This window comes from Saccharopolyspora sp. NPDC000359 (assembly GCF_040300525.1).
Taxonomy (GTDB): domain Bacteria; phylum Actinomycetota; class Actinomycetes; order Mycobacteriales; family Pseudonocardiaceae; genus Saccharopolyspora.
The window spans coordinates 25,177-45,945 of sequence record NZ_JBEPDU010000018.1 but is presented as its reverse complement, the minus strand read 5'-3'; the positions used below and the strand labels follow the sequence as shown (position 1 = coordinate 45,945).

Below are 20,769 nucleotides of genomic sequence, written 5' to 3'. Positions count from 1 at the left end.
TTATCCGAGGTAGCGCTGTGCCCAGTCGGGCACCGGCTGGTCGGTGAAGATCTCGGTGTGCGCCCGGTGGTCGTCGGTGATCAGCTGTTCCAGGACTTCCCGCAGCTCCAGGTCGGCGAGCCAGTCGGCCGGGATCTGCTCGCTGCCGCGGGCGGCGCCGAGCAGGCTGCCGCAGATCGCCGCGGTGGCCGCCGTGTTGCCGGAGTGGGTGGCCGCCAGCGACACCGCGTCCGCGAACGAGTTCGGGTGCGCCAGCGCGGCGGCGACGCCGATGGCCAGCGCCTCCGGCGCGTGCCAGCCCAGGCCCAGCTCGGTGAAGCGGGTCGGCGAGACCTGCCCGCTGCCGGCGATCTCGACCGCCGAGCGCAGCCCCTGCGTGATGCCCTCCGCGACCTCCATCTGGTCCAGCTCGGCCAGCACCGCGTGCACCGCGTCGACCAGGGTCTGCCCGTTGTTGAGCGAGCACACCAGCCCGGCCAGCGCCCCGGCGGACAGGTAGCCGTCCGGGTGGCCGTGGGTGACCGCGGCGATCTCCGCGCCGTGGATGATCGCGTCCTGCGGGGAGGTGAACCCGAAGCCGACGACGGCGCCGCGCACCGTGGCCGCGGTCGTGCGCGCGGAGTTCGGCGGGGTGCTCGGGGTCGGGACCTCGCGGCGGTCGGAGAAGCGGGCCAGCGCGGTCAGCGTCGCCTCGTCCGGGAACCGCTGCGCCTGCAGGACCTCGGTCTCGGCGAGCACGCCGAGCTGGAAGACGCCGCTGCGCAGCTTCACGCCCTGGGTGTGCATCCAGTGCAGCAGGCTGCCGCGGATCATCGACGGCCGGTGCGCGCTGATCCCGCGCAGCACCGAGCGGATGCGGCTGCGGATGAGGCCGTCCAGGACGAACGCGGTCTGCTGCCCGTGCGAGGTGGCCGCCGCGCGCGTGCCGAACACCTCGGCCATCTCCCGCACGCCTTCCGGGTTCTCGCGCAGGATGGTGCTCAGGTCGGCGAACATCCACGGCGCGCCGAGCGCGTCGCCGACCGCGGTGCCCAGCACGCAGCCCGCCACCCGCTGCTCGCGGCCGAGCTGGACCTGGGTCTCGGCGACCAGCTCGGCCTCCTCCTCGGCTTCGGTGGCCTCGCCGATCAGCTGCGCCGCGCGTTCCGGGCCGAAGGCCTCGACGAGCAGCTTGTGCAGGTCCTGCGTGAGGTCCGAGGAATTGCCCTCCTCGTTGTCGCGGAACTTCCGCCAAGCGGCGAGCAGCCGCAGCTCCTCGTCGGAGAGCCCGTCGTCGGCGTCCTCGGCGGGCTGTTCGGCGACCGCTTCGACCGGGACGGGTTCGACCGCTTCGACCGCGACCGCCGCGGGTTCGGCTGCGACCGCGGCCGCCACGGGTTCGGGCGCGGGCTCGTCGGCGACCTCAAGCTGCTCCACGACCACCGGTTCGGCCACCTGCTCCGCGGGTTCGGGTTGCTCGGCGACGGCGGGCTCGGCCGAACCGATGGGGTAGCGCTCCAGCCATTCGGCGTCGCTCGGCGGGTTCGGGCCGAACTCCCGGATCGCGTCGGCGGCCAGCTGCTCGATGACCTCGCGCAGCTCCAGCTTGTCGCGCCAGGTCCGCGGGATGGCCTCCGCCGTCAGCGCCGCGCCCATGATGTTGCCGCAGATCGCCGCGGTCGAGTCGCTGTCGCCGGAGTGGTTGGCGGCCAGCACCACCGCGTCGGCGAACGACCGGGGGTGGGTCAGCGCCGCGCACACCGCGATCGCCAGCGCCTGCTCGCCGAACCAGCCCTCGCCGAGGGCCTCCTGGAGCCGCTCCGGGCTCGGGTCACCCGCGGCGGCGAGCTCGACCGCCGCGCGCAGCGCCGCCGCCGTCTCCTCGTTGCCGTCCCAAGTGGACAGTTCGGTGAGCGCGCCGTCCACCGCCTCCGGCAGCGACCGGCCGTCGAGCAGCTGCTGGACGATCACCGCCAGCGCACCGGCGGGCAGGTAGCCGCTCGGGTTGCCGTGGGTGAGGACCGCGGTCATCGCCCCGACCTGGAACACCTCGGTCGGGTCGGCCGACCACAGCGCGGCCGGGGCCGCCCGCATGACCCCACCGCAGCCCTTGGAGTCGTTGAGCCGGTTGGTGAAGGAGCCCTGCGGGTTGCCGTTGGCGTAGCCGTGCAGCGCCTGTATGCACGTGGTGCCGGGCGCGCGGCGGACGAACAGCCCCTTCTGTCGGATCAGCCAGCCGTCCGGCGGGGCGCTGGCCAGCGGGCCGCCCGCTTCCTTCCAGTCGAAGCCCTGGGTGTGCAGCCAGCGCTGGTAGGCGTGCTGGACCTGGGTGCCGGGTTCGTTCTCGCCGAACAGCCGCCGCCGGATGCTCGCCCGGATCAGGCCTTCCAGGGTGAACAGCGTCATCTGGGTCTCGTCGCTGACCGAACCGCCGGGCCGGTGCGCGTCGACGAAGTCGGTCAGCCCCGCCGGGCCGTACTTGCGGCGGATGTCCTTCAGCGAGTCGTCCTCGATCGGGTAGCCGAGGGCGTCCCCGGCCGCGCCGCCGAGCAAAAAGCCCAGGATCCGCTGGGCGCGCAGCTCCGCCGGGTCGACCTCGGTGCTCGCCTCCTCGGGAGCTTCGGTTTCCTCCGGCTCAGCGGCGGGTTCTTCGACGGCGTCGGTCGCGGGCTCGACCGGCGCCGGGGGCTCTTCGGCGACGGGTGCTGCGGGAGGTTCGTCGTCAGCGGGTACTTCCTCGGAGGGCGCCGGTTCCTCCGCCACCGGTGCCGGGGGCTCCTCGGCGTCCGGCGCTGCGGGCGGTTCTTCGGCGACCGGCGGCGGTTCCTCGGTGGCCTGGTCCGCCTGGGCTTCTTCGTGCGCCGGTTCCTCAGGGGCACTCGCGAGTGCTTCGGTGGCGGGCGGCTCCTCGTCGACCGCGGTCTCCTCGACCGGGGCTTGTCCGGCCGCAGGCGCAGGTGCCGTGGGCTTCGACCCGACCAGCGGGAGGGTGGAGGTGAAGTCCAGGTCGGAGACGTCCTTGGCCGCCGGGTAGCGCGCGGCCCAGGCGTCCCCGCTCGGGGGTGTGGGGCCGAACTCCAGCAGCGCGTCCTTCGCCAGCGCCTCCACGGTCTCGCGCTGCTTGAGGTCGCGCAGCCAGACGCCCGGCAGCGCGGGCGCGCCGTAGCGGGCGCCGACGATGTTGCCGCAGATCGCCGCGGTGGAGTCGCTGTCGCCGGAGTGGTTGACCGCGATCATCAGCGCAGCCGCGATGCTGTCGGTGCTCAGCGCCGCGCACACCGCGATCGCCAGGGCCTCGTGCCCGGCCCAGCCGCCGCCCAGCGTGTCCTTGAGCTGCTCGGGGGTCGGCCTGCCCTGCTGGGCGAGGTCCTCGGCGGCTTGCAGTGCGCGGTCGGTGTCCTCGTGGTCGGCGTAGCGCACCAGCAGTTCGCGGGCCTGGCGCACCGCTTCCTCCAGCGTCGCCTCCCGCAGCAGCTGGTGGACGATGACCGCGAGGACACCGGCGGGCAGGTAGCCGTTGGGCTGCGAGTAGGTCAGCGCCGCAGTGGCCGCGGCGAGCTCGAAGACCTGCTCGGGGTCCTCGGACCACAGCGCCACCGGGGCGGCGCGCACCACGCCACCGCAGTCGGGCGAGTCGTTGATCGGCCGCTCGAAGGTGCCGGGCGCCCCGACCGAGGCGAACTCGCGGAGCGCGGTGATGCAGCTGCTGTTCGGCGAGCGCACCGCGAACAGGTCGCGCTGCTCGATCAGCCAGCCGTTGGGCTTGGGGTGGCTGATGGCGTAGGGCCCGGCCGCCCGCATCCACGCGTAGCCCTGGGTGTGCAGCCAGCGCTGGTAGGCCAGCTGGATCGCGGACAGCGGGCTGTCCGCCCCGGACCGGACCGCGATGTGCCCGCGGATCAGGCCCTCCAGGGTGAACAGCGCCATCTGGGTGTCGTCGGTGAACTCGCCGGGCTGGTCGCCGGTGCGGTCGTACTCGGTGACGCCCATCGCGCCGAAGCGGCTGCGTATCTGGTCCACCGGGTAGAACTCGACCGGCGCGCCCAGCGCGTCCCCGATCGCCCCGGCCAGCACGGAGCCGAGGAAGCGGCGGCCGAACTCGGTCTCGGTCGGGTCGGTGGCGGGCGGCGGCGCGGGCTGCTCCGCCGGTGCGGCGCCGGTCTGCACCGGCGTGCCGGCCGGCGGGGACGGCGGCGCGACCACCGGGGTGCCGGTGGCGGGCGAGTGCACCGGGGCGCCGGGCTTCGGCGGCACCGCGGCGGCGGCCTTGACCAGGTCCTCGGCGGGCACCCGGGCCTTCACCGGGCTGGTCGGGTTCACCTGGATGTCGATGCCGGTCGGGTTGTGCGAGGCCAACTGGCGGCCGGTCATCCGCTGCCAGGTGCTCCAGTTGGGCGGCAGGAACCCCTCGGAGGTGAACACCTGCAGCTGCCGCCGCCCCGACTCGTGCTCCATGGTGAACAGGCCGCTGCCCTGCGGCTGCGCGAACAGGATCAGCTCGGCGTCGAGCATCGCGGTCAGCAGCGCGTGCCCCTGCGCGTACCCGGTGGTGGTCAGCTGCAGGGCGCGTTCGACGTCGTTGGTCGGCGCGGGCAGCCGCAGCGCGACCGGGGAGGGGCGGTAGTTCGGGTTGGGGGAGAAGTCGTCGGTGATCTCACCCTGCTCGTCGACCCGGTAGCCCCCGATGAAGCCCCACGGCGGCACCTCGGCGCTGGGGTCGGTGAAGATCGGGTCGACCACGTACAACCAGGTGTTGGGCTGCTTGGTGGCCTGTTCCCGCATCGCGGGGGTGATCACCGGTCGATTCGGCTGCTGCGTCGTGTTCATCTCGCGCTGTTGTCCCCGACTCCTCATCCAGCCCTGCATTGATCGCCCCCACACCACGGCGGTCACTCGTTAGCGCGGGTCCGGCGGGTCCGACGAACACAGGGAGCGGCCGGTTCCCCACCCAGACGCTGACATCAAACTCTCTCATGACCACATGGGGTGAAGTTTAGTGTTCGAGAGAACGACTCCCCGTCAACGGGTGATCAGCCCTCTTCGTCCGGTTCAGCGCTCAGGAGGACAGCGCGGCGGCCATCAGGCAGCCGGTGCAGGGCATCCCGACGGGGGCGTCCAGCGGTTCGGCCTCACCGGGGTGGATGTCGAACCCGCAGTAGGCGCTCAGCACGGCCGGGATGGCGCCGTCGGCGGGCAGCGGGAAAAAGTGGCAGCACCGGTCCCGCTCGCCGCGGGCGAACTCCGGGCGCACCCGCGCGATCAGGTGCGGTTGCGAGATCATGCGGCGCCCGCGCGGCGCCGCGAAGACGGGTCCGGCAGCGACCTGGGATGTCGGGGTGTTCCGGGTCGCTGCCGGTCATCGTGTACCCAGCTGGTGGACACGAGCGCCATCATGCCCCGGACGTTGCCCACCCGACCGCAGTTGTCGACTTTTGCTCACCCGCACGTCTTTTTGGCCCAACCGCACTCGTCTGCGGAGTGGTTCGGCTCGTCCACGTGCACCTGGGTGGCGGTACGGGCGCACCCCCGGCTTCCGCAGGTGCGGCATCCGCCGTGGTTCACAGTGCGGTGGGGAGGTGGTGCGGGGTGGTGGCGAGGGTTTGCGCGTAGCGGGTGAGGACGAGATCCGCCAGGTCCTCGTCGTCGGCCATCGGGGGTGCGACCAGCGGGTTGGTCGCGTGGTCGCGGGCCAGGGCTGTGATGCGGTCTGGGAGGAGGCCGGGGGCCAAGAACCAGGAGCCGACCGCGATGCGGCGGGCGCCGCGGGCTCGGAGCAGCTCGATGGCCGCCGGGACCGCGGGCTGCGCGGCTGCGGCGAAGGTCGCGACCGCGCCCGCCCACGACGTGCGCGCCTGCCAGCGCTCGGCGACGTCCGCGACGAGCTGGTTCGCCGGGGCGTGGGAGGAGCCAGCGCCTGCCAGCAGGACGCCGAGCTCCGGGTCCTCGGGGTCGGCCCCGGCTTCGACCAGGCGGCGCCAGGCCGCCGCATCCAGCCGCGGGTCGGGGCCGAGGACGTCGGACACGTGCACCCGGAAGCGCGGGTAGCGATGCTGGATCTCGGCCACGGCCGCCGGGACGTCCACGCGCGCGTGGAAGGCGCGGCCCAGCAGCAGCGGGACGACGACTGCGGTGTCGTGGCCGTCGCCGTGCACCGCGCTGAGCACGTCGCCCACGCGCGGTGCCGACAGGTCCAGGAACGCCACGCGCACGTCGAGGTCCGGGCGCTGCGCGCGCACCACGTCCAGCAGGGCGTGGATGGTCGCGGCCGAGCGCGGGTCGCGGCTGCCGTGGGCGACGGCCACCAGTGGTGCGGTCATCGTCATCCCGCGGCGAACGGCGCCAGTGGGACCCCGATCAGGCCAGCGGCCAGGGTGGTGCCGTCGGCGGGGTCGATCACCAGGAACGAGCCGGTGCGGCGGCTGGCCGCGTAGGTGTCCACCGGCAGCGGCTCCGCGGTCCGCAGCTGCACCCGGCCGATCTCGTTGAGCTGCAACGCGTCCGGACCATCCACACTGGACAGCTGCTGCTCGTCGAAGCGGGCCGACAGCTCGGTGACGATGGCGGGCGCGGTGCGCGTGCCGTGCTTGACCAGCACCTTCGCGCCCGCCTGCAGCGGCTTCTCGGTCAGCCAGCACACCGTGGCGTCGAGCTCGTCGGTCAGCTCCGGGGCGGCGTCCGCGGCGGCGATCAGGTCACCGCGCGAGATGTCCACGTCGTCGTCCAGCAGCAGGGTGATCGAGTGCCCCGCGGCCGCGCGCGGCTTGGCGCCGTTCGGGGTGTCCACCTTGGACACCCGGGTGCGCACCCCGGCGGGCAGCACCACGACCTCGTCGCCCTCGGTGACGACCCCGGCCGCCACCTGGCCCGCGTAACCCCGGTAGTCCGGGTGCTCCGCGGTGCGCGGTCGGATCACGTACTGCACCGGCAGCCGGAACGGCGCGTCGTGCGGGTCGGGCGCCACGGGTACGCGCTCCAGGTGCTCCAGCAGCGACGGGCCGTCGTACCACGGCGTGTTCGCCGAGCGCTCCACCACGTTGTCGCCGAGCAGGGCGGACACCGGGATGGTCACCACGGCGTCGTCGCGGTAGCCGAGCGCGCGGGCGTGCTCGGTGAACTCGGCGGCGGTGCGGGTGAACACCGCCTCGTCGAAGTCGACCATGTCGATCTTGTTGACCGCCAGCACCAGCTGCGGCACGCCCAGCAGCGCCAGCACGGCCGCGTGCCGCCGGGTCTGCTCGACCACGCCGTTGCGCGCGTCGACCAGCAGCACCGCCAGCTGCGCGGTGGACGCGCCGGTGACCGTGTTCCGGGTGTACTGCACGTGCCCCGGGGTGTCGGCCAGCACGAAGGAGCGCTTGGGCGTGGCGAAGTAGCGGTAGGCCACGTCGATGGTGATGCCCTGCTCGCGCTCCGCGCGCAGCCCGTCGACCAGCAGCGACAGGTCCGGGGTCGCCAGGCCGCGGTCGGCGCTGGCGCGGTGCACCGCGTCCAGCTGGTCGGCCAGCACCGACTTGGTGTCGTGCAGCAGCCGCCCGACCAGGGTGCTCTTGCCGTCGTCGACGGACCCGGCGGTGGCCAGCCGCAGCAGGTCGGTCTGCACCGGCAAGGTCACCTCGGTGCCGCTGTCGGGTGCGGTGCGGGTGGTGGTCTCGGTCATTCGGAAACCCATTCCTGGTCTTCGATGAGGACGTGGTCGGTGTGCCCGGCGGCACCGGTCAGAAGTAGCCCTCGCGCTTGCGGTCCTCCATCGCGGCTTCCGAGATCCGGTCGTCCGCGCGGGTGGCGCCGCGCTCGGTGAGGCGGCTGGCCGCGACCTCGGCGATCACGTCGTCCACCGTGTACGCCTCGGACTCCACCGCGCCGGTGCAGGAACCGTCGCCGACCGTGCGGTAGCGGACCGTCTTCAGCTCCGGGACCTCGCCGTCGCGCGGACCGCCCCACGGGCCGGAGGTCAGCCACATGCCGTCGCGCTGGAACACCTCGCGGCGGTGCGCGTAGTAGATGTCCGGCAGCTCGATCTTCTCCCGCTGGATGTAGCGCCAGATGTCCAGCTCGGTCCAGTTCGACAGCGGGAACACCCGCACGTGCTCGCCCGGCCGGTGCCTGCCGTTGTAGAGGTTCCACAGCTCGGGGCGCTGGCGGCGCGGGTCCCACTGGCCGAAGGCGTTGCGCAGGCTGAAGATCCGCTCCTTGGCGCGGGCCCGCTCCTCGTCGCGGCGACCGCCGCCGAACACCGCGTCGAACCGGTTCTCGCTGATCGCGTCCAGCAGCGGCGTGGTCTGCAGCGGATTGCGGGTGCCGTCCGGGCGCTCCTGCAGCCGCCCGTCGTCGATGTAGTCCTGCACCGAGGCCACCACCAGCCGCAGGTCGTGCCGCGCGGTGAGCTCGTCGCGGAAGGCCAGCACCTCCGGGAAGTTGTGCCCGGTGTCGACGTGCAGCAGCGGGAACGGCACCGGAGCGGGCCGGAACGCCTTGAGCGCCAGGTGCACCAGCACCGTGGAGTCCTTGCCGCCGGAGAACAGAATCACCGGTCGGTCGAACTCCCCGGCGACCTCGCGGAAGATGTGGATCGCCTCGGACTCCAGCGCGTCCAGGTTGTCCACCTGTGGCGGTGCGTCACCCGCCAGCTCGACCTCGGCATCGATTGCGGTCATGTCCCCTCCTGCGGTCTCGGGGGCTGCTGTGTCTGTGTCTTCGGAGCGGCGCAGCCGCTCGGCCCGCCTGCGCGAGTCAGGTCGAGCTCGGAAACATGCCGTTCAGCCGTGCAGGCCGCACTCGGTCTTGGAGCTGCCCGCCCAGCGGCCGCTGCGCGGGTCCGCGCCCGGCGCGGGCTTGGCCGTGCACGGCTGGCAGCCGATCGACGGGTAGCCGGCCGGGACCAGCGGGTTGACCAGCACGCCGTGCTCGTCGATGTAGCGCTGCAGGTCCTCGTCCGACCAGGCCGCCAGCGGGTTGACCTTGACGAGGCCGTTGCGGTCGTCCCAGGTGACGACCGGGGTGTTCGCGCGCGTCGGGGCCTCCACCCGCCGCACGCCGGTCACCCACGCCTCGTAGCGGGCCAGGGTGTTGCGCAGCGGCACCACCTTGCGCAGGAAGCAGCAGCGGTTCGGGTCCCGCTCGTGCAGGCGCGGTCCCTCGGCGGCGTCCTGCTCGGCGACCGTCTGCTCCGGGATCGCGTTGACGATGGACACGTCGTAGACCTGCGCCACCGCGTCGCGGGTGCCGATGGTCTCGGCGAAGTGGTAGCCCGTCTCCAGGAACAGGACGTCCACCCCCGGCCTGGCCTTGGCGGCCAGGTCGACCAGCACCGCGTCCTGCATGTTGGAGGCGACGATCAGCTCGTCGCCGAAGGTCTCCGCGGCCCAGCGCAGCGCCTCCTGCGCGCTGGCCTCGGCGAGCCGCGGCGCGGCCTCCTCGACCAGGGCGCGCAGCTCGTCGTCGCCGCGCCGGGTGCCGATCTTCGTGGTGGGGTCGGCGGTCATCGGTCTCCTCCCAGGGCCAGTCCGACCAGCCGCACCGCGAACACCCGCAGGCACGACTGGCACTTCCACGCCCCGGCCGGTTCGGCTTCGGGCGTCAGGTCCTCGTCGCCGCAGTACGGGCAGTAGAACGGCGTCGCCCGGCTCACTTGAGGTCGTCCTCGTCGGCGCGGGCCACCCACTGCGCGAAGCGCTCGCCGTCCGCGCGCTGCGCCAGGTAGCGGCGGACCAGGCGCTCCACGTAGTCGCCGAGCTCGGCGGAGGTGACCTTGTGGCCGCGGATCTTGCGGCCGAACCCGGCGTCCTGCCCGAGCCCGCCGCCCAGGTGCACCTGGAAGCCCTCCACCTGGTTGCCGTTGCCGTCCGGCACCATCTGGCCCTTCAGGCCGATGTCGGCGACCTGGGTGCGGGCGCAGGCGTTCGGGCAGCCGTTGAGGTTGATCGTCACCGGGTCGGCGATGTCGCCCTGGATGTCGGCCAGCCGCTGCTCCAGGTCGTGGACCAGGGCGATCGCCCGCTCCTTGGTCTCCACGATGGCCAGCTTGCAGAACTCGATGCCGGTGCAGGCGATCACGCTGCGCCGCCACGGCGACGGGTCGGCCTGCAGGCCCAGCTCGGCCAGGTCCGCGACCAGGCCGTCCACTTCGGACCCCGCCACGTCCAGCACGAGCAGGTTCTGTTCCACCGTGGTGCGCACCCGGCGGGAACCGACGCGCTCGGCGGCCTTGGCCACCTCCACCAGCGTCGACCCGCTGACCCGCCCGGCCGGGGACTTCACCCCGACGTAGAAGTTGCCGTCGACCTGCGGGTGCACCCCGATGTGGTCGCGCGCCCCGGTCGGCGTCTCCGGCGCGGGGCCGTCGACCAGCGCCCGCCCCAGGTACTCGTCCTCCAGCACCTGTCGGAACTTCTCCGGACCCCAGTCGTTGACCAGGAACTTCAACCGGGCCCGGTGCCGCAGCCGCCGGTAGCCGTAGTCGCGGAAGACCTGCACCACCGCCTGCCACACCTCGGCGACCTCGCCCAGCGGCACCCAGGCGCCCAGCCGCACGGCCAGCTTCGGGTTGGTGGACAGGCCACCGCCGACCCACAGGTCGAACCCGGGGCCGTGCTCCGGGTGCACCACGCCGACCAGCGAGATGTCGTTGATCTCCGGCACGGTGTCCCAGCGCGGCGAACCGCTGATCGCGGACTTGAACTTGCGCGGCAGGTTGGACAGCGACCGGTCGCCGATGAACTTCTCGGCGATCTCGTCGATGGCCGGGGTGGCGTCGATGATCTCGTCGGCGGCGATCCCGGCCACCGGTGAACCCAGCACCACGCGCGGGCAGTCCCCGCAGGCCTCGGTGGTGGACAGCCCGACGCCCTCCAGCTTCTGCCAGATCGTCGGCATGTCCTCCACCCGCACCCAGTGCAGCTGGATGTTCTGCCGGTCGGTGATGTCGGCGGTGTCGCGGGCGTAGGTCTGCGAGACCTCACCGACGGTGCGCAGCTGCTCGGTGGTCAGCGCCCCGCCGTCGACGCGGACCCGCAGCATGAAGTAGCGGTCGTCGAGCTCCTCCGGCTCGATGGTGCCGGTGCGCGCCCCCGGGATGCCCGGTGCGCGCTGGGTGTACAGGCCCCACCAGCGGAACCGGCCGCGCAGGTCCGCCGGGTCGATCGAGTCGAAGCCGCCGTGGGCGTAGATCGTCTCGATGCGCTGCCGGACGTTGAGCGGGTTGTCGTCCTTCTTGGACCGCTCGTTGGCGTTGAGCGGCTCGCGGTAGCCGAGCGCCCACTGGCCCTCGCCGCGCGTCTTGCGCTTGCGGGCGGGGCGGGTGGCAGCTTCCGTCGGGGGGACCATGTCCGACCTCCGGGATTCAGGCGCGGCGGCGCCGCGTGTCATCCCCGTCGGTGACGGATCGCACTGCCGGCGCCCCCAGCGCCGACTGGACAGTGCAGCAGCGCGGGATCAGTCGATGGCGCGGCAGAGCGCGCTGGAAACCCGCCGCAGGTCCACGTAGCGGCGGGCAACCAGCAGAAGCCTCGGCAATGTTGCGCCCACGTGAAGGAGCGTGCCACGCGCCCACCAGCCGGTCCAGGCCCATCCGAATGGTGAGACAGTGGTGCTGTGCCTGCTCAGCTGCCCACTGGCGAACCCGCCCCGGCCGACGGAACCCTGCCGCCCGAGGCCCTGACCGGACTCGGTTCCCGACCGTTCGGCGTGTACGTCCACGTGCCGTTCTGCGCCACCCGCTGCGGGTACTGCGACTTCAACACCTACACCGCCGACGAGCTGGGCTCCTCGGCGAGCTTCCGCAGCTGGCTGGACGGCCTGCGGGCCGAGCTGGAGCTGGGCGCGCGGGTGCTGGGCGCGGGCGGTGCGCCGGTGCCGCGGGCGGAGACGGTGTTCGTCGGCGGGGGCACCCCGTCGCTGCTCGGCGCGGAGCGGCTGGGGGAGGTGCTGGCGGTGGTCCGCAGCACCTTCGGGCTGGCGGATGCGGCGGAGGTCACCACCGAGTCCAACCCGGAGTCGACGTCGCCGGAGTTCTTCGCCGCGATCCGCGAATCCGGTTACAACCGCGTTTCGCTCGGCATGCAGTCGGCCGCCGAGCACGTGCTGCGGGTGCTGGAGCGGCGGCACACGCCGGGCCGCGCGGTGGCCGCCGCCCGCGAGGCGCGTGCAGCCGGGTTCGAGCACGTCAACCTGGACCTGATCTACGGCACGCCGGGGGAGGCCGACGACGACCTGCGCCGCTCGCTGGACGCGGTGCTGAGCACCGGCGTCGACCACGTCTCGGCCTACGCGCTGATCGTGGAGGACGGCACGGCGATGGCCCGCAAGGTCCGCCGCGGCGAGCTGCCGATGCCCGACGACGACGTGCTCGCCGACCGCTACGAGCTCATCGACCGGACGCTCGCCGAGGTGGGCCTGCGCTGGTACGAGGTGTCCAACTGGGCCCGCGACGACGCGGCGGCCTGCCAACACAACCTGGGCTACTGGCAGGGCGGCGACTGGTGGGGCGCTGGACCGGGCGCGCACAGCCACGTCGGCGGGGTCCGCTGGTGGAACGTCAAGCACCCGGCCCGCTACGCGGCGCTGCTCGCCGAGGGCAACTCCCCGGCGGCGGGCCGGGAGCGCCTGAGCACCGAGGACCAGCGCATCGAGCGGATCATGCTGGAACTCCGGGTGGCGCGGGGCCTCCCGGTGGCGGCCCTCGACGAGTCCGGGGTGCTGGCGGCCAAGCAGGCGGTGTCCGACGGGCTCCTCGATCGCGACGCCCTCACCGCGGGCCGCTGCGTGCTCACCGACCGGGGCCGGTTGCTCGCCGACGGGGTGGTTCAGCGCCTCATCGCGTGAGGGCGCGGGGCGTCCAGGTCCAGGACGCGGGCGTGCAGGACCGTGCGCTGGTGGAGGGCCGCGCGGAGGGCCCGGTGCAGGCCGTCCTCCAGGAACAGCTCGCCGCGCCAGCCGACCACGTGCGGGAACAGGTCGCCGAAAAAGGTCGAGTCCGGGCTCAGCAACCGGTCCAGGTGCAGGACCTTGGTCGTGGTGACCAGCTCCTCCATCCGCACCGGCCGCGGCGGCACCGCGGCCCAGTCCCGCAGGGACATCCGCAGCTCCGGGTACGGCCGGCCCTCGCGGACGTCCTTGAAGATCACGTGCTGGTCACCTCCTGGCGAGCGGTGCCCGTCGGTGGCGGACCGCTGGCCGGTCGGCCACCGGCAGGCTACCCGTGCCCACCTGCGGCGCTCGGTCTCGGGCGGGGAACACCGTAAACTCGGTGGTGGTACCCGGGCGCGGCCCGGGCGCATCAGGCTGGGCAGGTGCTGCGGACGCAGGAGGAGGTGGCGCGGGTGAACGCGGATGAACGCCGGTTCGAAGTCCTGCGGGCGATCGTCGCGGATTACGTGTCGACGAAGGAGCCGGTCGGCTCCAAGGCACTCGTCGACCGCCACAACCTGGGTGTGTCCAGCGCCACGGTCCGCAACGACATGGCAGCGCTCGAGGAGGAGGGCTTCATCGTCCAACCGCACACCAGCGCTGGGCGGGTGCCCACCGACAAGGGCTACCGGATGTTCGTCGACCGGTTGCACGACATCAAGCCGCTGACCACCGCCGAGCGCCGCGCCATCCACACCTTCCTGGAGGGCGCGCTGGACCTCGACGACGTGATGCGGCGCAGCGTCCGGCTGCTGGCGCAGCTCACCCAGCAGGTCGCCGTCGTGCAGTACCCGACGCTGACCCGCTCGACCGTCCGGCACGTCGAGGTCGTCACCATCACCCCGGCCCGCCTGATGCTGGTGCTGATCACCAACACCGGGCGCGTCGACCAGCGGATGGTCGACCTGGGCGACGTCATCACCGACGACGACGTGGCGCGGCTGCGCAACGTGCTCAACGCCGCGATGGCCGAGAAGCGGCTGGCCGAGGCCTCCGCGGCGGTGGCCGAGCTGCCCGAGCAGGCCCCCGCGGAGCTGCGCGACGCGCTGATCCGGGTGTGCAGCGTGCTCATCGACTCGCTGGTGGAGCACCCGGAGGAGCGGATGGTGCTCGGCGGCACCCCCAACCTCACCAACAACGTGGCCGACTTCCCCAACTCGCTGCGCCAGGTCATGGAGGCGCTCGAGGAGCAGGTGGTGGTGCTCAAGCTGCTCGCCGCCTCCCGCGACTCCAGCACCGTGCGGGTCAGCATCGGCATGGAGAACGAGGCCAAGGAGATGCAGACGACCTCGGTGATTTCGACCGGATACGGTTCTGATGGCATGGTGCTGGGAGGACTCGGTGTCGTCGGACCCACCCGGATGGACTATCCGGGCACGATGGCGGCGGTGCGGGCGGTCGCCCGGTACGTGGGTGAGATCCTGGTCGGTCGGTGACGCTTCACCAGCCGGACCGGCATGTACTCGTTGATCGAGCAGAGGAAGTACGGAGAAGGTGGCCAGGGACTACTACGCGACTCTCGGCGTGTCCAGGGACGCGACGCCCGAGCAGATCAAGCGGGCTTACCGCAAGCTCGCGAGGGAATTGCACCCGGACGTCAACCCCGACGAGGCCGCGCAGGAGCGGTTCCGCGAGGTGACCACCGCCTACGAGGTGCTGTCCGACCCGAAGAAGCGGCAGGTCGTCGACCTCGGCGGTGATCCGCTGGGCAACGGCGGCGGCGGAGGCGGCGGGATGGGCGACCCGTTCGCCGGTTTCGGCGGGCTCGGCGACATCATGGACGCCTTCTTCGGCGGTGGTGCCGGTGGCGGCGGCCGCGGCCCGCGCAGCCGGGTCCAGCCGGGCTCCGACGCGCTGCTGCGCCTCGAGCTCACGCTGGAGGAGTGCGCCAGCGGAGTCAACCGGGACATCACCGTCGACACGGCGGTGCTCTGCGACTCCTGCGACGGCGGTGGCTCGAAGGCCGGCAGCGCGCCCTCGACCTGCGACACCTGCGGTGGCCGCGGCGAGGTGCAGTCGGTGCAGCGCTCGTTCCTCGGGCAGGTCATGACCTCCCGCCCGTGCCCGGTGTGCCGCGGCTTCGGCGAGGTCATCACCGACCCGTGCCAGCAGTGCAACGGCGACGGGCGGGTCCGCGCGCGGCGCACCATCACGGTCAAGATCCCGGCCGGGGTCGGCGACGGGATGCGCGTCCGGCTGGCCGGTGAGGGCGAGGTCGGGCCCGGTGGCGGTCCGGCGGGCGACCTGTTCGTCGAGGTCGAGGAGCTGCCGCACGAGCGGTTCACCCGCGACGGCGCGGACCTGCACTGCACCGTCGAGGTGCCGATGACCGCGGCCGCGCTGGGCACGGTTCTGACGCTGGAGACCCTCGACGGTGGGCAGGAGGAGCTCGCCGTCGAACCAGGCACCCAGCCCGGCACTGAGCACGTGCTCACCGGACGCGGCCTGCCGAAGCTGCGCTCCAACGGCAAGGTCAGCGGGCACGGCGACCTGCACGTGCACCTGGACGTCGTGGTGCCGACCCGGCTCGACGACGCGCAGGCGGACCTGCTGCGCCAGCTCGCCGCGCTGCGCGGCGAGGAGCAGCCCGAGCCGACCGTGACCGCCAACGGCAACGGCAGCAGGCACGGGCTGTTCTCCCGGTTCCGGTCCTTCGGGCACCGCTGAGAACTCCCCGCGAGCGGCCCCCCGCGGGGGGCCGCTCCCCGGACTGAGGCAGGAACGTGTCGGAATCCTCGTTGCCGGTGTTCGCTGTCGAGCAGCTGCCCGCCGTCGGGCCGACCACGCTGGACGGCCCGGAGGGCAAGCACGCGGCCACCGTCCGCCGCCTCCGGGCGGGCGAGCACCTGCTGCTGTCCGACCGCGCGGGCGGCTTGGCGCGCTGCGAGGTGGTGGCCGCGGCCAAAGACTCCCTGCAGCTCGCGGTCACCGAGACCTGGCGCGAACCGCAGCCCGCGCTGCGGGTGCGGCTCGCGCAGGCCCTGGTGAAGGGTGATCGCGGCGAGCTGGCGGTGGAACTGGCCACCGAGGCAGGTGTCGACGCGGTCGCGCCGTGGCGGGCCGCCCGCTGCGTGGCGAAGTGGGACGACGGCCCGCGCGGCGCGAAAGCGCTGGCGCGGTGGCGAAGCACCGCGGAGCAGGCGGCGAAGCAGGCGCGGCGGGCGTGGACACCGGAGGTGTCCGAGCCGGTGAGCACCAAGCAGCTGGCCGCGCTGGTCGGCAGCGCCGACGCGGCGTTGGTGCTGCACGAGTCGGCGACCGAACCGCTGGCCTCCGTCGACCTGCCGGAGTCGGGCGAGCTGGTGCTGGTGGTCGGCCCGGAGGGCGGCATCACCCGCGAGGAGCTCGCGGCCCTGACCGAGGCGGGCGCGCACGTGGTGCGCCTGGGGCCCACGGTGCTCCGCGCCTCCACCGCTGCCGCCGTTGCCCTGGGCGCCCTCGGCGTCCGCACCGACCGCTGGGGCTGATCTCCGCGATTCCAATGGAGATCAGGTGTCCGATTTCCATTGAGGTTCGAATTCGCCGGAACCTGGGTACCGCATCGTGGAAGAAGCAGGGTGTCGATTGGTCCACCCGGCGGTGGTGGTCTTGTTCGCCTGGTGACGGTCCGCTAAGAAGATCAAAAACTTCTTCCGTTCTCGTAGCGCGAATGGTTGACGGAGCGCTACGCTCGGTGGTGAAAGATGAACATCGCGGCTTGGCCGCGACCGGTGCCGCACGGGGCATCGGACCCCAGCACTCGCCGGACACCTCCCCCCTCGGTCCGGCGAGAGCTGCGCCGCAGGCGGGAACACCCCCAGACCCGGTTGCGGCGCAGCGTGCCGGGTGGGCCGCACCACTCCGGGCCGCGCGGGCACCCCTTAGTCTTCCGGCATGAGCGACATGGATTCCCTGTTCCTGCGGATCATCGCGCGCGAGGTGCCCGCCGACATCGTGCGGGAGAACGACCGGGTCATCGCCATCCGCGACATCAACCCGCAGGCCCCCACGCACGTGCTGGTGATCCCGAAGGAGCGCTACCGCAACGCCGCGGAACTGGCCGCCGCCGACCCGGGGCTGCTCGCCGAGCTGTTCACCGTGGCGCGCGAGATCGCCGAGGCGGAGGGCGTCGAGGAGTCCGGCTACCGGCTGCTGTTCAACACCAACGCCGACGCCGGGCAGACGATCTTCCACGTCCACCTACACCTGCTGGGCGGCGAACCGCTCGGCGGCCTGACCGGCGGCCCGCTCGAGGGCTGACCGACCCACCCGGCGGCGGTGCGGTCGCGAGGCCGCACCGCCGGGGTGTTGCGTGATCCACGTCCTCGGAGCCGCGGTGATGGCGGCAATCTGATTGCCGCGTGGACTACCATCGGAGCCAGGTAGAACTGACCGAACGACCCGCGCGGAACGCGCAGAAAGCAGGCCCGAACACACGTGGCCGGTATTGCAGCGGGTGGCGCTGCCGCCCAGTCCGGAGAACCCCACCAGACGGCAACAGCCCAGACCGCGACGGCGCAGTCCAGGGTGACCGTTCCCGACGACGTCGTGCTGACGTTGGTCGGGTCCCGCGACGAGAACCTGCGGGTCGTGGAGGACCTGCTCAGCGCCGACGTCCACGTTCGGGGCAACGAGGTGACGCTGTCCGGCGACCCCGCCGAGGTGGCCTTCGCCGAGCGGGTCTTCGCCGAGCTCATCGCGCTCATCGGCAAGGGCAGCCCGCTGACCCCGGACATCGTCCGGCGCAGCGTCGGGATGCTCTCCGCGGACCACGACGAGTCCCCCGCCGACGTGCTCAGCCTGGACATCGTGTCGCGACGGGGCCGGACCATCCGCCCCAAGACGCTGAACCAGAAGCGCTACGTCGACGCCATCGACCACCACACCGTCGTCTTCGGCATCGGCCCGGCCGGCACCGGCAAGACCTACCTGGCGATGGCCAAGGCGGTGCAGGCGCTGCAGGCCAAGCGGGTCAACCGGATCATCCTCACCCGCCCCGCGGTCGAGGCCGGGGAACGGCTCGGCTTCCTGCCGGGCACGCTCTACGAGAAGATCGACCCCTACCTGCGGCCGCTGTACGACGCGCTGCACGACATGGTCGACCCGGAGTCGGTGCCGCGGCTGACCCAGGCGGGCACCATCGAGATCGCACCGCTGGCCTACATGCGCGGCCGCACCCTCAACGACGCGTTCATCATCCTCGACGAGGCGCAGAACACCACGCCCGAGCAGATGAAGATGTTTCTGACCCGGCTGGGCTTCGGCTCCAAGATCGTGGTCACCGGGGACGTCACCCAGATCGACCTGCCCGGCGGCCAGCGCAGCGGGCTGAAGGTGGTGCAGGAGATCCTCGGCGAGGTCGAGGACGTGCACTTCGCCCAGCTGGACAGCCACGACGTGGTGCGGCACCGGCTGGTCACCGACATCGTGAACGCGTACGACCGCTGGCACGCACTGGAAGACGCCGAGCAGCACGACCGGTCCGGTCGGCGCAACGGGCAGCGACGAGGACGAGCATGAGCATCGAGATCGCCAACGAATCCGGCGTCGCAGTGCCCGAGGCGACCATCGTCTCGGTCGCCCGGTTCGCCCTGGACAAGATGAGCGTCAGCCAGCTCGCCGAGCTGTCCATCGTGCTGGTGGAGCTCGACGTGATGGCCGACCTGCACGAGCGGTGGATGGACCTGCCCGGCCCCACCGACGTGATGTCCTTCCCGATGGACGAGTACGACTCGGCCCGCCGACCCGACTCGGCCGGGGCCGGCCCGGCACTGCTGGGCGACATCGTGCTCTGCCCGGCCTTCGCCCGCGACCAGGCTCGCAAGGCCGGGCACAGCCTGCTCGACGAGCTGCACCTGCTCACCGTGCACGGCGTGCTGCACCTCCTCGGCTACGACCACGCCGAGCCGGAGGAGGAGCGCGAGATGTTCGGGCTGCAGAACCGCATCCTGGCCGAGTTCCGCGAGGCCCGCGCCGAAGCTGAGCGCGCGGAAGCGCAGCGCAGCGCCGACGACCGGGTGCTCGGCGCGGTCGGCCTGGACGAGTCGGAGCCGCAGAGCGGTCCGACGCCTGCCGACTGAGGGAGCTGGCGTTGGAATTCTCCGATTCCACCGCGTTCCTGGTCACGGCAGTGCTGCTGGTGCTGGCCGCCGGGGTGTTCGCCGCTTCCGAGGCGGCTGTCACGGTGGCCTCCCGCGCCCGCGTGGACGAGCTGGTGCGCGAGGGCCGCGGCGGGGCCAAGCAGTTCGCGCTGCTGCTCGCCGACCGGCCGCGGCACGTCAACCTGCTCCTGCTGCTGCGGCTGGCCTGCGAGCTGGGTGCCACGGTGCTGGTCACGGTGGTCGCGCTGCGGCTGGCCGACTCCGAAGCCTGGGCCGTGGTGATCGCCGGGCTGATCATGCTGGTGGCCTCGTACGTGCTGGTCGGCGTCGGGCCGCGCACCCTCGGCCGGCAGCACCCCTACGGCATCGGGCTGAAGGTGGCCGCGCCGGTGCGCGTGCTGGCCCGGCTGCTCAACCCGCTGACCAGGCTGCTGATCCTGATCGGCAACATGATCACCCCCGGCAAGGGGTTCCGCGAGGGGCCGTTCTCCACCGAGGTGGAGCTGCGCGAGCTGGTGGACCTGGCCGGGGAGCGCGGGGTGGTCGCCGCCGGGGAGCGGGAGATGATCCACTCGGTCTTCGAGCTCGGCGACACCTTGGCCCGCGAGGTCATGGTGCCGCGCACCGAGATCATCTGGATCGAGCAGACCAAGTCCGCCCGGCAGGCGCTGGCGCTGTGCCTGCGCTCCGGGTTCTCCCGGGTGCCGGTGATCGGCGAGAGCGTCGACGACGTCGTCGGCGTGGTGACCGTCAAGGACCTCACCCGCGCGGTGCTGACCGCGCGCGACGAGGCCGGTCCGCCGGTGTCCGGGCTGATGCGCCCGGCCAGCTTCGTGCCCGACACCAAGCGGGTGGACGAGCTGCTCCGCGAGATGCAGCTGTCCCGCAGCCACCTGGCCATCGCCGTCGACGAGTACGGCGGCACCGCCGGGCTGCTGACCATCGAGGACATCATCGAGGAGATCGTCGGCGAGATCACCGACGAGTCCGACCTGGAGGAGCACCGGCCGATCGAGAAGCTCGACGACGGCACGGTCCGGGTCAGCTCGCGGCTGCCGGTGGAGGACCTCGGTGAGCTGTTCGGCGTCGAGCTGGACGACTCCGACGTGGAGACGGTCGGCGGCCTGCTGGCGCAGCGCCTCGGCCGGGTTCCGCTGCCGGGGGCCGAAGCCGAGATCGCCGGGCTGAAGGTGCGTGCCGAGGGCGGCAAGGACCACCGCGGCCGGATCCGCATCAACGCGCTGCTGGTCCGCCCGGTCAACACCGACCAAGCACCGCTGAGCGGTGCTGACCAGGAGGGAAGCAACACCCGTGGCTGAGCAGGAAGCGGCGGCGCCGCAGCAGATCGACCCGGAGGACGCCAAGATCGTCACGCTCGCGAGGTCGGCCCGCGCCCGCACCGGCGCCGCCGAGGGCGCGGCGGTGCGCGACACCGACGGCCGGACCTACGCGGCGACCACGGTCGCCCTCCCGTCACTGCGCCTCACGGCGCTGCAGGCGGCGGTGGCCGCGGCGGTCTCCAGCGGGGCGGAGGGCTTGGAAGCAGCGGCGGTCGTCACCGACGCCAGGACCGTCGACGCCGACTCCGCGGCGGCAGTCCGCGACCTCACCGCCAAGGCCCCGATCCTGCGCGCCGACGCCCGCGGCGAAGTCGCCGAAGTCCTCAACCCCTGACCCGTCACCCCGTCCGCGCCGATCGCAGTTTCAATTGAAACTGCGCATCCCAGCCACCGGGTTTCGCAGTTTCAATTGAAACTGCGGTCCTCCGGAAGGCCGGACGTCCGGCCCGCCGGACGGGGTGCGGTTC

At 72.5% G+C, this 20,769-nt stretch carries 19 protein-coding genes; 9 read left to right on the top strand and 10 right to left on the bottom strand.

Going from position 1 to position 20,769, the window contains the following annotated elements:
- The 9 genes from ABT324_RS14145 to ABT324_RS14105 all read right to left on the bottom strand — a co-directional run bounded on the left by ABT324_RS14145 (position 1) and on the right by ABT324_RS14105 (position 11,502).
- Positions 1–4,806, bottom strand: a complete 4,806-nt coding sequence (locus ABT324_RS14145; protein ID WP_351176153.1) for a type VII secretion system-associated protein — start codon at positions 4,804–4,806, stop codon at positions 1–3.
- Between the two features lie 229 nt (positions 4,807–5,035).
- On the bottom strand, positions 5,036–5,260 hold the full coding sequence (locus ABT324_RS14140; protein ID WP_351176151.1) for a hypothetical protein: 225 nt from the start codon (positions 5,258–5,260) through the stop codon (positions 5,036–5,038).
- Between the two features lie 277 nt (positions 5,261–5,537).
- Positions 5,538–6,296, bottom strand: coding sequence for a sirohydrochlorin chelatase (locus tag ABT324_RS14135; protein ID WP_351176149.1), 759 nt, complete (start codon positions 6,294–6,296; stop codon positions 5,538–5,540).
- A gap of 2 nt (positions 6,297–6,298) precedes the next feature.
- Positions 6,299–7,636: a sulfate adenylyltransferase subunit 1 gene (locus tag ABT324_RS14130; RefSeq protein WP_351176147.1), complete on the bottom strand. Its 1,338-nt coding sequence runs from the start codon at positions 7,634–7,636 to the stop codon at positions 6,299–6,301.
- A 58-nt stretch (positions 7,637–7,694) separates the two neighbouring features.
- Positions 7,695–8,633, bottom strand: coding sequence for a sulfate adenylyltransferase subunit CysD (gene cysD, locus ABT324_RS14125; RefSeq protein WP_351176145.1), 939 nt, complete (start codon positions 8,631–8,633; stop codon positions 7,695–7,697).
- A gap of 102 nt (positions 8,634–8,735) precedes the next feature.
- Positions 8,736–9,461, bottom strand: coding sequence for a phosphoadenylyl-sulfate reductase (locus tag ABT324_RS14120; RefSeq protein WP_351176143.1), 726 nt, complete (start codon positions 9,459–9,461; stop codon positions 8,736–8,738).
- The gene (locus ABT324_RS14115) at positions 9,458–9,607 is read right to left on the bottom strand and encodes a hypothetical protein (protein WP_351176141.1); all 150 of its coding nucleotides are present in this window, start codon (positions 9,605–9,607) and stop codon (positions 9,458–9,460) included. The genes ABT324_RS14120 and ABT324_RS14115 overlap by 4 nt, the downstream gene beginning before the upstream one ends.
- Positions 9,604–11,301 (bottom strand): nitrite/sulfite reductase, encoded by a 1,698-nt coding sequence (locus ABT324_RS14110; protein ID WP_351176139.1) that lies wholly within the window; start codon positions 11,299–11,301, stop codon positions 9,604–9,606. The genes ABT324_RS14115 and ABT324_RS14110 overlap by 4 nt, the downstream gene beginning before the upstream one ends.
- 108 nt (positions 11,302–11,409) lie before the next feature.
- A complete protein-coding gene (locus tag ABT324_RS14105; RefSeq protein ID WP_342782947.1) occupies positions 11,410–11,502 on the bottom strand; it encodes a putative leader peptide in 93 nt (30 codons plus the stop codon).
- A gap of 66 nt (positions 11,503–11,568) precedes the next feature.
- Here ABT324_RS14105 and hemW point away from each other — a divergent pair, with 66 nt between their 5' ends.
- The gene (gene hemW / locus ABT324_RS14100) at positions 11,569–12,798 is read left to right on the top strand and encodes a radical SAM family heme chaperone HemW (protein ID WP_351176137.1); all 1,230 of its coding nucleotides are present in this window, start codon (positions 11,569–11,571) and stop codon (positions 12,796–12,798) included.
- On the opposite strand, the gene ABT324_RS14095 is transcribed toward hemW, so the two are convergent.
- Complete coding sequence (locus ABT324_RS14095) at positions 12,780–13,100, bottom strand: type II toxin-antitoxin system VapB family antitoxin (RefSeq protein WP_351176135.1); 321 nt, start codon at positions 13,098–13,100, stop codon at positions 12,780–12,782. The two genes, hemW and ABT324_RS14095, sit on opposite strands and share 19 nt — an antisense overlap.
- A 195-nt stretch (positions 13,101–13,295) precedes the next feature.
- Between ABT324_RS14095 and hrcA the strand changes: the two genes are divergently transcribed.
- The 8 genes from hrcA to ABT324_RS14055 all read left to right on the top strand — a co-directional run bounded on the left by hrcA (position 13,296) and on the right by ABT324_RS14055 (position 20,636).
- On the top strand, positions 13,296–14,318 hold the full coding sequence (gene hrcA, locus ABT324_RS14090; protein ID WP_351176283.1) for a heat-inducible transcriptional repressor HrcA: 1,023 nt from the start codon (positions 13,296–13,298) through the stop codon (positions 14,316–14,318).
- Between the two features lie 58 nt (positions 14,319–14,376).
- Complete coding sequence (dnaJ, locus tag ABT324_RS14085) at positions 14,377–15,549, top strand: molecular chaperone DnaJ (protein ID WP_351176133.1); 1,173 nt, start codon at positions 14,377–14,379, stop codon at positions 15,547–15,549.
- A gap of 56 nt (positions 15,550–15,605) precedes the next feature.
- Positions 15,606–16,349 (top strand): 16S rRNA (uracil(1498)-N(3))-methyltransferase, encoded by a 744-nt coding sequence (locus tag ABT324_RS14080; RefSeq protein ID WP_351176131.1) that lies wholly within the window; start codon positions 15,606–15,608, stop codon positions 16,347–16,349.
- Positions 16,350–16,755: 406 nt separating this feature from the next.
- Positions 16,756–17,121, top strand: coding sequence for a histidine triad nucleotide-binding protein (locus ABT324_RS14075; protein ID WP_351176129.1), 366 nt, complete (start codon positions 16,756–16,758; stop codon positions 17,119–17,121).
- 177 nt (positions 17,122–17,298) lie between these two features.
- A complete protein-coding gene (locus ABT324_RS14070; protein WP_351176127.1) occupies positions 17,299–18,381 on the top strand; it encodes a PhoH family protein in 1,083 nt (360 codons plus the stop codon).
- On the top strand, positions 18,378–18,941 hold the full coding sequence (ybeY, locus tag ABT324_RS14065) for an rRNA maturation RNase YbeY (protein ID WP_150069576.1): 564 nt from the start codon (positions 18,378–18,380) through the stop codon (positions 18,939–18,941). The genes ABT324_RS14070 and ybeY overlap by 4 nt, the downstream gene beginning before the upstream one ends.
- 11 nt (positions 18,942–18,952) lie before the next feature.
- Positions 18,953–20,281 (top strand): hemolysin family protein, encoded by a 1,329-nt coding sequence (locus tag ABT324_RS14060; RefSeq protein WP_351176125.1) that lies wholly within the window; start codon positions 18,953–18,955, stop codon positions 20,279–20,281.
- Entirely contained in the window at positions 20,274–20,636 is a 363-nt protein-coding gene (locus ABT324_RS14055) for a cytidine deaminase-like protein (RefSeq protein ID WP_351176123.1), read from the top strand. Before ABT324_RS14060 ends, ABT324_RS14055 begins: the two co-directional genes overlap by 8 nt.
- The last annotated feature ends 133 nt before the right edge of the window (positions 20,637–20,769 follow it).